At 68.9% G+C, this 14909-nt stretch carries 13 protein-coding genes; 6 read left to right on the top strand and 7 right to left on the bottom strand.

Annotated features, from left to right (window positions below; translation table 11 throughout):
* The first annotated feature begins 171 nt into the window (after window positions 1–171).
* Window positions 172–1047 carry an SDR family NAD(P)-dependent oxidoreductase gene (locus ABZ887_RS23225; RefSeq protein ID WP_361292397.1) on the top strand — a complete coding sequence of 292 codons (876 nt, stop codon included), beginning with the start codon at window positions 172–174 and terminating at the stop codon, window positions 1045–1047.
* Window positions 1048–1485: 438 nt separating this feature from the next.
* Here the strand turns inward: ABZ887_RS23225 and ABZ887_RS23220 are convergent, their stop codons facing one another.
* The 4 genes from ABZ887_RS23220 to ABZ887_RS23205 form a co-directional block, all read right to left on the bottom strand.
* Window positions 1486–2730 carry an NADH:flavin oxidoreductase/NADH oxidase family protein gene (locus ABZ887_RS23220; RefSeq protein ID WP_361292395.1) on the bottom strand — a complete coding sequence of 415 codons (1245 nt, stop codon included), beginning with the start codon at window positions 2728–2730 and terminating at the stop codon, window positions 1486–1488.
* A 78-nt stretch (window positions 2731–2808) separates the two neighbouring features.
* On the bottom strand, window positions 2809–4395 hold the full coding sequence (locus ABZ887_RS23215) for an amidase (RefSeq protein ID WP_361292393.1): 1587 nt from the start codon (window positions 4393–4395) through the stop codon (window positions 2809–2811).
* 86 nt (window positions 4396–4481) lie between these two features.
* On the bottom strand, window positions 4482–5351 hold the full coding sequence (locus ABZ887_RS23210) for an alpha/beta hydrolase (RefSeq protein WP_361292391.1): 870 nt from the start codon (window positions 5349–5351) through the stop codon (window positions 4482–4484).
* Window positions 5352–5765: 414 nt separating this feature from the next.
* A complete protein-coding gene (locus tag ABZ887_RS23205; protein ID WP_361292389.1) occupies window positions 5766–6368 on the bottom strand; it encodes a TetR/AcrR family transcriptional regulator in 603 nt (200 codons plus the stop codon).
* A gap of 443 nt (window positions 6369–6811) precedes the next feature.
* Here ABZ887_RS23205 and ABZ887_RS23200 point away from each other — a divergent pair, with 443 nt between their 5' ends.
* From ABZ887_RS23200 to ABZ887_RS23185, 4 genes are all read left to right on the top strand, one after another.
* The gene (locus tag ABZ887_RS23200; protein WP_361292387.1) at window positions 6812–7663 is read left to right on the top strand and encodes an alpha/beta hydrolase; all 852 of its coding nucleotides are present in this window, start codon (window positions 6812–6814) and stop codon (window positions 7661–7663) included.
* Window positions 7664–8099: 436 nt separating this feature from the next.
* Entirely contained in the window at window positions 8100–8969 is an 870-nt protein-coding gene (locus ABZ887_RS23195) for an alpha/beta hydrolase (RefSeq protein ID WP_361292385.1), read from the top strand.
* A 193-nt stretch (window positions 8970–9162) separates the two neighbouring features.
* A complete protein-coding gene (locus tag ABZ887_RS23190; protein WP_361292383.1) occupies window positions 9163–10074 on the top strand; it encodes an alpha/beta hydrolase in 912 nt (303 codons plus the stop codon).
* A 97-nt stretch (window positions 10075–10171) separates the two neighbouring features.
* Entirely contained in the window at window positions 10172–11185 is a 1014-nt protein-coding gene (locus tag ABZ887_RS23185) for an NADP-dependent oxidoreductase (RefSeq protein WP_361292381.1), read from the top strand.
* Window positions 11186–11462: 277 nt separating this feature from the next.
* Here the strand turns inward: ABZ887_RS23185 and ABZ887_RS23180 are convergent, their stop codons facing one another.
* The gene (locus ABZ887_RS23180) at window positions 11463–11951 is read right to left on the bottom strand and encodes an enoyl-CoA hydratase/isomerase family protein (RefSeq protein WP_361292379.1); all 489 of its coding nucleotides are present in this window, start codon (window positions 11949–11951) and stop codon (window positions 11463–11465) included.
* A gap of 48 nt (window positions 11952–11999) precedes the next feature.
* Window positions 12000–13160 carry an iron-containing alcohol dehydrogenase gene (locus ABZ887_RS23175; protein ID WP_361292377.1) on the bottom strand — a complete coding sequence of 387 codons (1161 nt, stop codon included), beginning with the start codon at window positions 13158–13160 and terminating at the stop codon, window positions 12000–12002.
* 127 nt (window positions 13161–13287) lie between these two features.
* On the opposite strand from ABZ887_RS23175, the gene ABZ887_RS23170 reads away from it, so the two are divergent.
* On the top strand, window positions 13288–14280 hold the full coding sequence (locus ABZ887_RS23170) for a LysR family transcriptional regulator (RefSeq protein ID WP_361292375.1): 993 nt from the start codon (window positions 13288–13290) through the stop codon (window positions 14278–14280).
* Window positions 14281–14288: 8 nt separating this feature from the next.
* Here ABZ887_RS23170 and ABZ887_RS23165 read toward each other — a convergent pair whose 3' ends face one another.
* On the bottom strand, window positions 14289–14861 hold the full coding sequence (locus ABZ887_RS23165) for a TetR/AcrR family transcriptional regulator (RefSeq protein WP_361292373.1): 573 nt from the start codon (window positions 14859–14861) through the stop codon (window positions 14289–14291).
* Window positions 14862–14909 lie beyond the last annotated feature (48 nt).

Raw genomic sequence — 14909 nt, 5'->3', positions numbered from 1 at the left:
TCGGGAGGGCCCGAGTCGCCGAATGCGACGCGCATCGTGTGCATCGCGTCCTTCGGCGGCCGGTGTGGAAGGCCCCGACGTGACCCTCTTGGCAATGAATTATGAACGTCATACTATGGCTGGGCCGCGCGGACCCGCAGTTGTATCGGCATTTCACCCCAGGGACGTGGGGTGTGTTCAGGGAGGTGCCATGGTGAGATCCGGGCAGAGTACTTCGATAGCAGGGAAGTCGCGCTGGTGACCGGCGGGGCCCGGGGGCTGGGTGCCGCTACTGCACAACGACTGAGGGACAAGGGCGCTCATGTCTTCGTGGTCGACCTCCAGCCGGACGCGGGCCGGTCGGCCGACGACGGCATCACCGTCCTGCGAGGTGATGTCACCGAGCTGGGAGACATCTCGGAAGCCGTGGAGCGAGTGGTAGCGGAGGCCAGCCGTCTCGACATCGTGATTGCCAACGCGGGTGTGGCCGCCAGGGGGGCCACGTTGCGCGCCTCGTCGCCTGCTCGGATGCATCGGCTCTTCGACATCAATGTCGGGGGTGTGCTCAACACCGTCCATGCCTCGTTGCCGCACATCATCGACGGCGCGGGGCGCATTGTGCTGCTCTCGTCGGTGTTCGCCTACGTCAACGGCGCGGGGACGGTGCCCTATGCGATGAGCAAGGCGGCCGTCGAGCAGCTTGGGCGAGGCCTGCGGGTCGAACTCGCCGCTCATGGGGTCAGTGTCACAACGGCTTATTTCGCCATGATCAATACGGACATGATCCGGCAGAGCATCGATGAGGATCCCGCGGCGCGGGCGCTGCTCGACACTCTGCCGAAGGTGCTCCACAAGCGGATCAGCCCCGAGAGCGCGGCGCGTGCCATCGTCGCCGGACTCTCCCGCCGGGACGCGAGGGTGGTCCGCCCCCGCCGATGGTCGGCGGTCTCGGCTCTTCGCGGCGTTCTCTCGCCCGTCCTGGATGCTCGCATGGCCGCCGATGGGGAAATCCAGAGCCTCGTCGCGAGCCTTGACGCCCGCGTGGGTGAGGATCTCCTGACCAGCTGAGACCGCCGGGCATCGGGGCCGCCGCCCCGGATCGCCGCGAGCGCGTTCGCACCAGGGCAGTCGTCTGTGTGGGTTCGGGCTCGCGGCGTTCAAACCGCTCCGCGGCTCATGGAGCATGCGCAGTACCTACGTTGCCGGAACAGCGGGATGGACAGCCGTAGGCGGGTGAGCCACCGTCTGCGGCCGAGTAGTTCGACCTTCTACGTGCGCTGAGAGGGTCTCCATCAGCGCGCGTTGACCACGAGGTCTCCGATCGAGCCGGTCGCAGGCTCGTACGCGTCGGGTGGGTGAAGGGCTCAGGAGCCGAACGGCACTTGGTGGTCCGACCAGATGGTGGTGCCGTCCGGCTGTGGGTGTGGGTGAGGTGTTGTCGGGCGAGTCGACCACTCGGTGGGAAGGACGGGGCGTGAGCGGTCGGGATTTGCCGGTCGGCTCTCCTCAGCCGCCGCGCTTGGCGCGGAAGGACGTACGCCCGTTTCGCCGCACCATCGCGACGGTGGTGGCGAGTCTCCCCCGACCGAGGTCGGGGCGCAGTCCGTTCCCCAGACGATGGATCTGGTCGGTGTGCCAGCTGAGGTCCAGCACCCCGTCGAGCGCCTTGAGGTCGGCGATCCTGCCCAGCAGGCCTCTCATGCCGTAGCTGATCCGGTGTGCGGTGAGTGTCTCGGCGCTCCCGTCGAGGATGAGCCTGGCGGCGTCCGGCGTGGTGATCGTCGGCCGGCCGATGCCGACCACGTCGCATTCGCCTGTCTGTACGGCCCCCTGCATGGCTTCGTGGGTGCGGAATCCGCCGGTGACGGCGAGCGGGATGCCCCCCACGAGCTCGCGCACCGTGCGGGCGTACTCCAGGAAGTACGCCTCGCGTGCCCTGGTGCTGGGGGCCGCCGCGCCGCTCATGGCCATGGACTCGTAGCTGCCGCCGCTGACCTCGACGAGGTCGATGCCTTCCCCGGCGAGGGAGGCCAGTACGGCACGTGACTCGTCCTCGGTGAAGCCGCCGCGCTGGAAGTCGGCCGAGTTGAGCTTGACGCCCACTGCGAAGCCGGGCGAGACACGAGCGCGGATGCGCCGGACGACTTCGAGGCCGAAACGCATTCTTCCTTGGAGGTCGCCGCCCCAGTCGTCGTCGCGCCGGTTCGACAGCGGGGACAGGAACTGGGAGATGAGGTACCCGTGAGCGCCTTGCACCTGCACGCCGTTGAAGCCGGCAGACTCACACACGGCCGCGGCCGTGGCGAAACGCTCGATGATCTCCTCGATCTCCGTCGGCCGCAGCTCGCGCGGTGTTCTGGCACCGGGCAGGTTCGGTGCGACCGGGCTGGGTGCCACGGGTGTGTGTCCGAGAGCCAGGGGATTGGCCTGGCGTCCGGGATGGTTGAGCTGGGCCCAGATCGGGACACCGGAGTCCTGGGCGGTCTTGGCCCAGCGCGAGAACGCGTCAAGGTCACGCGCGTCCTCGATGACGATGTTGCCCGGTTCGCCGAGCTGCGCCCGGTCGACCATGACGTTGCCGGTGATCATCAGGCCGTACCCGCCTCTGCCCCATGTGGAGTAGAGGCGTCCCAGACGCTCGTCCGGTGCGTTGTTCCTGTCGCCCAGCGCCTCGCTGAGCGCGGACTTCATCAGACGGTTCGGCAGCACCTGGCCGTTGGGAAGGGTGAGCGGGGTGTCCAGCGTGTTCATCGGCGGTTTTCTCGGGGTGGTGGTGTCGGCACGGCTCGGAGGGCCGGGTTCTGGGCGGTGGTGCGGCCCGACGGACGGTCACGCGAAGGCCGGAGGGGGCTGGTAGCCCGCGAGCTCCTGGCCCAGGAGCTCGGCGAACTTGATCGTGGTGAGGTCGCCGCCGCTCGGCCCCATCGCCTGCAGGCCGACGGGCATGCCGTCCCTGCCCGTCCGGACCGGGACGGTCGTCGCGGGGGAGCCCGCCACGTTGGCGATCGCGCTCCACTTGACCTGCTCCCAGTAGGGACGGGACTGCCCGTTCACCAGGATCCGGCGTCCGAACCTGTCGATCGGTTTGTCATGGTGAGGCGGTGCTGTCGTCGAGGTGACAGGCATGAGCAGGACGTCGAAGTCCCGGAAGAACTCGGTCCATCGCTGTCGGAGTTCATGGCGTTCGACGTCCGCCTGGAGCCAGCTGTAGTGGGACTGGAAGGTTCCCCGCAGCGCGTACATCGCCTCTCCGCGAGGGCGTTGGACGACTCGCGCGAGCAGCGCGGCGTTGGAGGCCGGGGTCAGTCCGGACCGGTCGTAGGTGAACGCGCCGAAGAGCAGGCGCAGGAAGACGTCATGGCTGGTCGCCATGGAGACGGGGAGGCTGGTGGGCCTCACATCGACCTTGGCGCCGGCCGCCCTGAGGGCGTTCAGCGCGTCGTCCATCGCGGCGGCGACGTCGTCGTCGACCGGGCACGACGGGTCCTCGGTCCACACCGCGACCCGGAAGCCGCCCAGTTCGCTCGCCCGGGGCGGTGCGAGGGTGTAGCCGAATCCGCCGTCGCGCTCCGGCGGTCCCACTGTCGCCCGGAGGATCGGAACGAGATCACGCGCCTCGCGTACCTGTGCGCCCGCGCAGGCGAGATCGATCTCTCCCCAACGCCCCACGCCCGGTCCCCCCGGGACGTGGCCGATGAGCGGAATGGAACGCCAGGTCGCCTTGTGCCCGTAGAGGCCGTTGAAGTGTGCCGGGATGCGCGTCGAGCCGCCGATTTCCGAGCCGAAGTCGAAGGCGGTCAGTCCCGCGGCCGTCGCCACGGCGCCACCACCCGCGGAGCCTCCGGACGTGCGGGTGGTGTTCCACGGATTCAGCGTGGGCCCGAACACCGGGTTGTCTGCCTGGACGTCCTGGTTTCCCGCGGGCATGTTGGTCTTGCCGATGATCACCGCACCGGCGGCACGCAACCTCCGCACCGCCTCGGCGTCCTGTTCGGGTACGTAGGCCTTGAGGTCGGGACGGCCGCAGGCGGTTCGCAGGCCTGCGGTCTCATAGCTGTCCTTCAACGTGATCGGCAGCCCGTGGAGCGGCCCGAGTTCCGCCCCACTTGCACGCTTCGCATCGGCTTCTCTGGCCTCACGCCGTGCTCGGTCGGTGTCGAGCGTGACGATCGCGTTGAGCCGCGCGTTGTGGGTGCCGATCCGGCTCAGGTAGACATCGAGCAGTTCCTCGCTCGACACCTCACCCGAGGCGATTGCGCTGATCTGATCCGCAGCTGACTGGAACGGAAGGTCATGCACAGGGAGCCTCGTTTCTGTCCGTGCCGACTGGGTGAGCAACAGTGGGAAGCCATGTGCCGGATTATTGACGCATGACCGTAATGTTATGAGTCTGGATTTCTGATCACACTTGGGCATCCCCGTCGCGGACGGAGATGTCCTGCAACGACGGCGGGCTGCCGCTCTCGTCCTGTGCGGTCATTCCCTTGCGGCGACGCTCAGGTTCATGACGTGAGGAACCCGAGCGCTCTCGTCACGAATTGATCGTGGTACTGGAATATCCCGCCGTGTCCGGCATCCGGGAAAAGGGGGACGAGTTCGCTCCGGGGCAGGCGCGCGGCCAGGGCGAGCGTGTTCTGGCTGGGCACCATCCTGTCGTCCGCGCCGTTCGCCACGAGGACCGGTTGGCGGACGACCGACAGGTCCGACGGGGACTGGCGGCCCCACCGCTTGACGGCCTTCAACTGGGCGCGGAGTGACAGCAGGGAGATGTTCTTGTCGCGGTCCTGTGTGCGTTCCTTCAGACGTCTCAAGAAGGCGCGTCCCGCCCGCCGGCCGCTTGCGGTATCGGTGAAGAAGAGGGAGAGCTTGGGGTCCTGGCGGGTCAGAGCGCCCTTGAGCGTGGCGCGCAGCGTGAGTGCCGGGACCTTGTCGATGCCGGGGCCGCCGGCTGGGCCGGTGCCCGCCAGGATGACCTTGCGGACGAGGTGCGGCTCCGCCTCCGCGACGACCTGTGCGACGAAACCGCCCATGGACAGACCGAGCAGATCGACCTGGTCGAACCCGAGGGCTCGGACGAACAGAACCGCGTCGTGAGCCATCGCCTCGATCGTGTCCGGCGTCGACCCGCCCGACCCGCCCACTCCGCGGTTGTCGAAGGCGACGACCCGACGCCGTGCGGCGAGTCCGTCGACGACCCGAGGGTCCCAGTTGTCCAGGACCCCGGCCAGGTGCATCAGCAGGACGATCGGCACGCCCTCTCGGGGGCCGAGTTCCCGGTAGGCGAAGTCCACGCCCTGAACGGAGACGGTGCGGGTCGGCGCGTTCGTGTACAGCGACGCCGGGTGGGTGGGCGAATTCCGCGATGTGGTCATGGTCGGGTCCTTCTGGTGGCGAGGTTTCGGGGCACTTCTCGTCGCCGTGCGGCGGTGTCGTCCTGGAGTTTTGTGGAGGGTCTTCACCGATCTGCGGGGCTGCCTCACGTCGTCTTGGGTGCGACCTCGCCGGCCGTCGCCCGCCCTGTTGCGAGGCGCTCCGGCGCTTCTCCTGCCGACTCGAACGCGGTGTCGACAACGGCGCCGATGACCTTCCCGCCGGGCCTCGCCGTGTCCGATGGCCCGAACCGGGCTGTGCGCTTCATTGGGCAGGGGTGCGATTCATTGAATTACATTCGTAATTCTAAATGGTCGACGGGTGAACCGCAACGTGCTGTGGGCCGGGTGGTGCGGGGGCATCCGGCCGTGGCGGGAGCGCCGACGGTGTCGGGCTCCGTATGCTCCGCGGGTCGGTCACTCTGGGGTTGCTGCGTGATCGTGCTCGATGTTCAGCAGGGTCAAGGTGTTGCGGATGCCCTGGTCGAGGAGTTCGTCCGCGAGCCTCGTGTCGGCGAGGGCCCGGGAGAGCTGCAGCGCCCCGGCCATCATGGCGTAGGCGGTGAGCGTCCTGGTGCGGGCCGAGAGTGGATCGTGGGGTGCCAGGCGGGTGGCGATCCCGTCCGCTACGGCGAGCACGCCATCGGTGTACGCCTGCCGGGTCGGGGTCGCGCAGCGCGTGATCTCGTCGAGCAGTGCGGCGGAGGGGCAGCCCCATTCGGGGTTGTCGCGGTGCTGTGTGGACAGGTACCAGCGCACGATCTGTTCGAGTCCCGCGCGGCCGGGTGCCGCGTGCTCGACGACGTTGGCGTTCTGCGCCTCGAGTTGGTCGGCGACCGCGGTGGCCACGAGCTCGTCCTTGGAGGTGAAGTGGGTGTAGAAGGCGCCGTTGGTCAGGCCCGCGTCCTTCATGAGCGCCGCGATGCCTGAGCCGTCGATGCCGTCCCGCTTGAACCGGCGGCCGGCTGCCTCGATGATCCGCTGCCGGGTGGCCTGGTTGTGCTCGTCCGTGTATCGCACGCATTCTCCTTCGTCTGTCGGTCGGGCTGATCACCCTCCGGTGCAGGGGCAGGTCGGCCGTCGGCGGCCGCTCCCAGGGGTTTCGGCGAGGGCCCGGGCGGCGGTCCTCTTGCGGCCGCGGCCCCTCCCTTCATAGTATTATGGCCATAATTTTATCTCGCTATGCCGGTGGTGAGTGATCCGGGTGGGCTGGAAGGTTCGTGGTCGCCCTCCGTGGCGACTGGCCTTCTTGGGCCGACGCGGCCGGCGAAGCGAAGACTGCCGCTGTGGCCGAGCCGGGGATCGGGCCTCGCTGGACGGAACCAGGGCCTGGTGCGCCAGACGGTCCGGTGTGCCCGGCTCGGCGAGGAGAGTTCCGATCCGTATGCCCGGCCCCTCCGTGCTGGTGTCGCCGCGAGCGGTATTGCGAGATGTCACGCACCCGCCGAAATGAGAAGGGCAGTATGAGTACGTATCTGGCAGACAAGGCCGAGGACCTCACGGTCGAGGGTCCCTCCGCGCGCTTCACCTACCGGCGGCTGGGTTCGCAGGGTGGCGTGCCGCTGGTCCTGCTGAACCGGTTCCGCGGGACCATCGACTGGTGGGACCCGGAGTTCCTGGACTACCTGGCCGCCGACCACGACGTGATCCTGTTCGACAATGTGGGTGTCGGCTACACCGACGGCGAACCGCGCGACTCCCTCGAAGGGTTCGCCGAAGGCGCCATCGAGTTCATCGAGGCGCTCGGCCTCGCGCACGTGGACCTGCTCGGCTGGTCCCTGGGCGGCATCGTGGCCCAGCGGGTGGCCCTGCGGCGCCCCGAGTTGGTGCGCAGGCTCGTCGTGGCGGGCAGCGGCCCGGCCGGTTGGGTGCCGGGCGCGCCGGACTTCAGTGAGAAGGTCCTGGGCATCATGGCCAAGCCCGACGCCGACCTGGAGGACGTTCTGTTCCTCTTCTATCCCGAGACGGAGGCGGCCCGCGCCTCGGGGCTGCGGCACTTCGACCATGTCTCGACCCGGCTGGCCGCCGGCGGACCCGCCGTCTCCGAGACGGCGGCACAGGGCATGCTCACCGCGGCGGGTGCCCTTCTGGCGGCGCCCTTCGAGCAGGTCAAGGCGGAGCTGGAGGCCATCAAGCAGCCCGTCCTCTACGCCAACGGCCTGGAGGACGTCATGATCCCCGCCCACAACTCCTACGTCGCGGTCCAGCACCTCGACAACGCGACCCTCGTTCTCTACAGCGGCGCCGGTCACGCCTTCCTCTTCCAGTACGCCAAGGCCTTCGCCAAGCAGGTGACCGACTTCCTCGCCGCCTGACCCGCGCCGCTCCGCCGCCCGCCGGGAACGACGCGGGGGCGGTGGTCGGCTCCCGTTGCCGGTGCCGCTTCACAGTGACGTGAGGCGGCACCTCTTTGTCGGCCCGCACGGCCCCGCCGGGAAACCTGGTCGGGAGCCGATACGTCGCCGGTGGCGTGTTCGCGCTGGGGCGGCCCAGGTGAGGACTCTTGCCCAACCGGATACGTGGACGCCTTGCGGGCTGATGGAATTACGGTCATAATTCAATGGTGACGTGATGCGGAGGGCGTAGCCACTCGGAGTCGCCGCTCCCGTGGTTCTGTCCGCCCCGCGTGATCGTCGCCCCCCCCCCGCAGCTGCAGCCGTAGCCGGGAGACGCAGGCGACCGCTCTGCGCCCCCTCCTTCTGGAGGAGTCGGGGCCCGCTCGCGGAAACCTCCGCATTGAAGGGCATGACCATGAGTGATTCACGAGAAGCCAGAGAACGCGTGGTGACGTCGTACAAGGACGCTCCCACCCGCACGGTCGCCGCCGGAGGGGTGACCTTCGCCTATCGCGACCTCGGTCCGCGGTCCGGTGTTCCGGTGATCTTTTTCAACCACCTCGCCGGGGTGCTCGACAACTGGGACCCGCGGGTCGTCGACGGGTTCGCCGCCAAGCACCGGGTCGTCACGTTCGACAACAGGGGTGTCGGTGCCTCCACCGGTTCCACGCCGCGCACCATCCAGGAGATGGCGACGGACGCCGTCACCTTCATCCGTGCGCTCGGGTTCGACCACGTGGACATCCACGGCTTCTCGATGGGAGGCATGATCGCCCAGGTGGTCGTCGAGAGGGAACCGCGGCTCGTCCGCAAGCTGATCCTCACGGGCACCGGTCCCGCGGGCGGCGAGGGCATCAAGAACGTGACCAGGCTGTCCAACCTGGACACCGTCCGGGCGCTGTTCACCCTTCAGGACCCGAAGCAGTTCCTGTTCTTCACGCGCACCGCCAACGGGCGCCGCGCCGGAAAGGAGTTCCTGGCCCGGCTCAAGGAGCGCACCCGCGACCGGGACAAGGCGATCCGGCTCGGGGCGTACCGTGCCCAGCTCAAGGCTATTCACCGGTGGGGAGTGGAGCGGCCCCACGACCTCTCCGGCATCAGTCAGCCGGTGCTCGTTGCCAACGGTGAGGCCGACCGGATGGTCCCGACGCAGAACTCGGTCGACCTGGCCCGGCGGGTGCAGAACGGCGAGCTGGTGCTCTACCCCGACGCCGGGCACGGCGGCATCTTCCAGTACCACGATGAGTTCGTGAAGACGGCCCTCGACTTCCTCGGGCGCGAGTAGGCGCCTCTCGGCGGAAGTGGGTGCGCGGTACGGGGAGCGCCGGGCATCCGTCGGGCGAGCTGGGTTTACTTTCCCATACTCAGCCAGTAGCGTCCAGAGCAGCACATCGATCCAGCCGCGCAGCCACACCTGGCATGCGCCGCGGAACTTCTCACACCCCCTTCAGCACACGGATCAGAGCAGGAGCATCACCATGGCAGTAAGCCCCGAGGCGCAGCAGTTCGCGCAGTTCCTCGCAAGCGTCAGCGCCAAGTCCGCGACCCCCGGTCTGGATCTGGCGATCATCCGCGACATCGTCGACTCCAACCACAAGGCGGCCACCGAACCCGAGGGCGTCACCTATGCCGAGGTCGACGCCGGCGGCGTCCCCGCCCTGTGGGCCATCCCCGAGAACGCCGACCCCGACAAGGCCCTGCTCCACTTCCACTTCGGCGGCTCGGTGACCGCCTCCATGCACTCCGACCGCAAGGCCGCCGGCCACATCGCCAAGGCCGCGGGCGCTCGTTCCCTCGTCGTCGACTTCCGCCTCGCCCCGGAGCACCCCCACCCGGCCCAGCTCGACGACGCCGAGACCGCCTACCGCTGGCTGCTCTCGCAGGGCTACGAGCCGAGGAACATCGGCAGCACCGGCCACTCGATCGGCGGCACCCTGGCCGTCATGCTCCCCCTGCGTCTCCTCGCCAAGGGTGAAGCCACCCCCGGCGCGGTCATCAGCGTCTCGCCCTGGACCGACCTCACGATCTCCAACCCCGCCGTGAACGCCAACGAGCCGACCGACAAGATGCTCAGCAGGGCCACCCTCGAACTCTTCCGGGGGGCCTGGCTCCAGGAGCCCGGCCTCGACTTCGCCGACCCCGCCGTCAGCCTCGTCCACGCAGACCTCACCGGCCTGCCGCCCACCCAGGTCCACTACGGCGAGTACGAGACCCTCGCCGAGGACGGCGCCCAGCTCGCCCAGCGTCTGGCCGACTTCAAGGTCACCACCGAGGTGCACCCGATGCCCGAAGGCCAGCACTCCTTCGTCCTCGGTGCCGGACGCGTCCCCGAGGTCGACCACGCCATCCAGCAGATGGGCAGCTGGCTCCGCACCCACCTCGGCAAGTGAGCCGAGGACGAGCTCACCGCTGTATCGATCGCCAAGAGAACTACCAAGAGAACCAGCAAGAGAACCACCGAGAAGATCACGCAGAAGGCTGACTGACATGAAGGCATTCGTCGTCGAGAAGTACGACAAGGACGGTGTGCGCGCTGCGGAAGTGCCCGAACCCGCCGTAGGGGATCGCGACGTTCTGGTAAGAGTGAGCGCCACCAGCATCAATCCGCTGGACAAGATGGTCCGCAACGGGGAGTTCAAGCAACTCCTGAAGTACAAGCGCCCCTTCGTGCTCGGCCACGACGTGGCGGGCGTCGTGACGAGGGTCGGTTCCGCCGTGCGTCACTTCAAGGTCGGCGACGAGGTCTACGCCCGTCCGCGTGACCTGCGGATCGGAGGCTTCGCGGAGTTCGTCGCGATCCACGAGGACGACGTCTCGCCCAAGCCGCAGTCGCTCACCTTCCAGGAGGCCGCCGCGGTCCCGCTGGTGGCGCTGGCCGCCTGGCAGATTCTCGTCGAACGCGCCCGCGTGCAGCCGGGACAGAGGGTGCTTGTCCACGCCGGCTCCGGGGGTCTCGGCTCGACGGTCGTCCAGCTCGCCAGGCACCTCGGAGCCACGGTGGCCACGACCACGGGCCCCGGAACCGAGGAACTGGTCAAGAGCCTCGGCGCGGACCTCGTCATCGACTTCACCAAGGAGGACTTCTCGAAGGTGCTGTCCGGCTACGACCTGGTGCTGGACTCCGTGGGCGGGGCGAACCTCAAGAAGTCGCTGACCGTGCTCAAGCCCGGCGGCCTGGCGATCAGTGTCGTCGGTCCGCCGGACGCGGGGTTCGCCAAGCAACTCGGCGCTCCCGCCTTCCTCCGTGTGGTGATGAACGGGCTCAGCCGGAAGATCCGCAAGCAGGCCAGGTCACTGGGTGTGCGCTACGAGTTCCTCTTCATGCGGGCCAGCGGCTCCCAGCTGCGCGAACTCGCCGGTCTCTACGACAGCGGGCAGCTCCGTCCCGTCATCGACCGGGTCTTCCCGTTCGACCAGACGCTCGACGCGATGGCGCACGTCGAGCAGGGCCGTACCAAGGCCGGCAAGGTCGTCGTCTCGATGGTCCCCGAGAACGACTGAGAGCGGGCCGACCGCAGGCCGTGCGCCCCCGCTCCGCACCGGAGTGGGGGCGCACGGCCTGCGGTCGGCGCCCCCACGGCGGCCGCGGGCTGAGCAGGGTCGTCGGTCTCCGGGCGTCCGCTCGGGGCCACTGGCGCTTCCACCTGCATGAGGAGCTGGCGAAATGTCGGTCACAACGGTGCAGCTCCGCAACTGCGCCCGCTTCATGCGGCGTTGTCGCGGCGGTTTCGGATACGCCCGAGTCGCCGGGCGGCGCCCCGCCCGCACCCCGAGATCGTCAGGACGGCTGGGTGCGGGTGTCGTCCGCCGCGCGTCGCCATGCGGGACTGCGGTCCTTGTCGACCAGGGCCGCGCGAACGCCCTCCAGGAAGTCCGGCGTCCGGATGACCGTGCGCGTGAGGGCGAGTTCGGTGTCCAGGCACTGGCGCAACGTCTGCTGCCTGCCCCGGGTCAGCAGGGCGTGGGTGATCTCCAGGCTCTGCGGCGAGGCGGCCTCCAATGCGGTCAGCGCGGCCGCAGCCCATGGAGTGCCGAGGTGGTGCAGGCGTGTCTCGATCTCACCGAGCAGCGGGGCACCGAACGCCCAGTCCACTTCGCCGCGTACCTTCGCCAGCCCGCTCCCCGCCACGGGGGAAGAGCCGGCCAGGCGGTTCAGGACGACGTCCACCGGGTCGCCGGGACGGTCGGCCAGGGCGTCCGTGACCGCGTCGAGGCTGTCCCCGGCGACGAAGTGCGTGGCCAGCCCCGTGTACAGGGCGTCAGTCATGGATCGGCGCTCCGTACTCCGGGGTCGTCACGGCCCGTTCTCGCTGTGTCAGGCATAGATCTGCGCATACAGATCCTGGATCTCGTCCGCGGTGGGTACGAGCGGGTTGTTGGCGGGAGACCCGGACGCGAGTGCCTGCTCGGCCATGAGCGGCAACAACCCCAGCCACGTGTCCTTGTCGATGCCGTGCGTCTGCGGCGTGGGCACCTCGAGGTCCGCGCACAGGGCACGGAGTGCCGCCACGAACTTCCCGGCGGCCCCGGCGTCGTCGTCGCTGTCGTCGGCGGCTCCGAGCGCGCGGGCGCAGTCGGCGTACCGGCTCTCGGCCGCGCGCACGGAGAACGCCGTCACGGCCGGGAAGAGCATCGCGTTCGACAGGCCGTGCGCGACATGGAAGTGAGCGCCGATCGGACGGCTCATGCCGTGGACGAGCGCCACGCTGGAGTTGGAGAAGGCGATGCCGGCCTGGGTCGCGGCGAGCATCATCGCCTCGCGGGCCTCGATGTCCTCCCCGTCGGCGTAGGCGCGGCGGATGTGGCGGCCGATGGTCCGGATCGCGTTCAGGGCGAGGCCGTCGGAGAACGGGTTGGCCTTGCGGCTCACATACGCCTCGACTGCGTGCGTCAGCGCGTCGACGCCGGTGTCAGCGGTCAGGCGGGCGGGCATCGACAGGGTCAGTTCGAAGTCGACGACGGCGGCGACCGGCAGGAACGCGGGCCCCGTGCAGAGCATCTTCTCGTCCGTGGCGCTGTCGGTGATGACGGTGAACTGGGTGGCCTCGGAGCCGCTGCCGGCGGTCGTCGGGACCGCGATCACCGGAAGTGCCGGGCCGAGGTTGGCGCGCGGTGCCTTGTAGTCCCGCATCCGCCCGCCCTGGACGCCCAGCAGACCGAGGGCCTTGGCGGTGTCCATCGGGCTGCCGCCACCGAATCCGATCACCGAGTCCGCCTCGTGCTCCCGCAGGACGTCCAGTCCCGCGCCCAGCGAGTCGGTCGTCGGATCCGGGACGGTTTCGGCGAACAGGCGCGGTTGCAGACCGGCTTCCCTCAACGTCGTCATCAGCCGCTCCGCCGCACCGGTTCCGGCGAGGAACGCGTCCGTCACCAGCAGGGGGCGACGCAGGTCCAGCCCCGTGACCACATCGCCCAGTTCACCGACGGCGCCACGCCCGACGCGCAGGATCCGGGGCAGGGAAAGGCTGGTAATCATGGGGGCCCTTTCAGCAGGAACGGCGGGGCGCGGCGCGCCCACCCCCTCGACTGTGCGACCCGCCCAATGTGCAATCAACCACCAATAACGCACATCAACTGTGCGAAAACGCAGATACGGAGTTGCCGTGCGCCCACGCTCCGCACATGAGTCGGACGAGCAGGACGAGAGCTCGGCCTCGCGACCGGTCGACGCCCGCCGCTCCGTCGACCCGCGCAAAATCCGTGCGGACGACCTGCGTTACCTGCTCGCGGTAGCCCGTACGGGGCGTCTGGTGGCCGCCGCCGACGCACTGGGAGTGGATCACACCACCGTGTCACGTCGTATCGCCGCGTTGGAGAAGAGCGTCGGCCTTCGCCTCGTCGAGCGCGGCACGGAGGGATGGGCCCTGACGGACATCGGAAGGGCCGTCTCGGAGAACGCGCGCGCGATCGAGGAGGCAGTGCACCGCGTCGTCGACACCGTGGCGGGCCAGGACGTGCCGTCCCTGCGCGGTACGGTGCGCGTCAGTGCACCCGATGGCTTCGGCACCCTGTTCGTCGCGCCCGCCCTGGTGCGACTGCGCCGCCGGCACCCGCAGCTCCAGGTGGAACTCGTCACCGCGACACGGCAGCTCGCCCTGCGCCCGTCCGGCTTCGATCTCGCTCTCGTCATCGGCGTTCCCTCCAGCGGCCGTCTGGTGACCGAGCACCTCACCGACTACACGCTGGGGCTCTACGCCTCCGATGCCTACCTCGCCCGGCACGGAAAGCCTGAGTCGGTGGCCGAGCTGCGGGAGCACCCGCTCGTCTTCTACATCGATTCGATGCTGCAGGTCGGCGACCTCGACATCGAGCGCCACCTGCCAGGGGTGAGCCCGGCGTTCTCCTCGACGAACGTCTTCGCCCAGCTCGAAGCCACCGAGCAGGGGGCCGGTATCGGGGTCCTGCCGGCCTTTCTCGCCCGGCGGACCCGGCTTCGCCGACTGCTCGCCGACGAGATCGACATCCGGCTTCCCATCACCCTGGCCGTTCGTCGCGAGGCGGTGGCGCACCCCGCCGTCCGTGCCCTGTGGAACGCTCTGCGGCACGAGGTCGCTGATCGGGGTGCGGAACTGATTCCCGGAACGAACGCCGGGTGATACCCGGCTCAGTGCATGAACGCGAGGGCGTTCTCGATGCCCTGTTCAAGGACCTCGTCGGCGAACTTCGGGTCGGAGAGCGCGCGGGACAGCTGCAGAGTTCCCACCAGCATGGTGTAGAGCCCTATCGCCTTCCCTCGGGCGGATCGCGGATCACCAGGCGCCAGACGGGCAGCGATGCCCTCCACGATGGCCCGCGCGCCGTCGGTGTAGGCCTGCTTGGTCTGCTCCCCGCAGCGGCCGATCTCGTCGAGAAGGGCGGCGGAGGGACAGCCCGCGCCCCGGTGGTCGCGGTGTTCCGGCGACAGGTACTCGCGCACGAGATCCTCAAGTCCCTCACGGCCGGGCCGCAGCTCGTCGTACCGCGAGAGCTGCGTCTGCAGCTGGTCGGTCACGACGTTGGCGACGAGGTCGTCCTTCGACGCGAAATGGGCGTAGAAAGCTCCGTTGGTGAGCCCGGCGTCGGACATCAACGTGGAGACGCCCGATCCGTCGATCCCGTCCAGCTTGAACCGCTCACCGGCCTTCTCGATGATGCGTTTCCGCGTCTCCTGCTTGTGCTCCTTGGCGTAGCGCACCACGGGCGTCCTCCGTTCGCTCCCTCAAGGCCGTTGCCCCGTACACAAGCC

The organism is Streptomyces sp. NPDC047061 (assembly GCF_040643955.1).
Taxonomy (GTDB): domain Bacteria; phylum Actinomycetota; class Actinomycetes; order Streptomycetales; family Streptomycetaceae; genus Streptomyces.
Note: the sequence above shows the minus strand (reverse complement) of the source record. Positions and strands in the feature narration are given on the sequence as shown.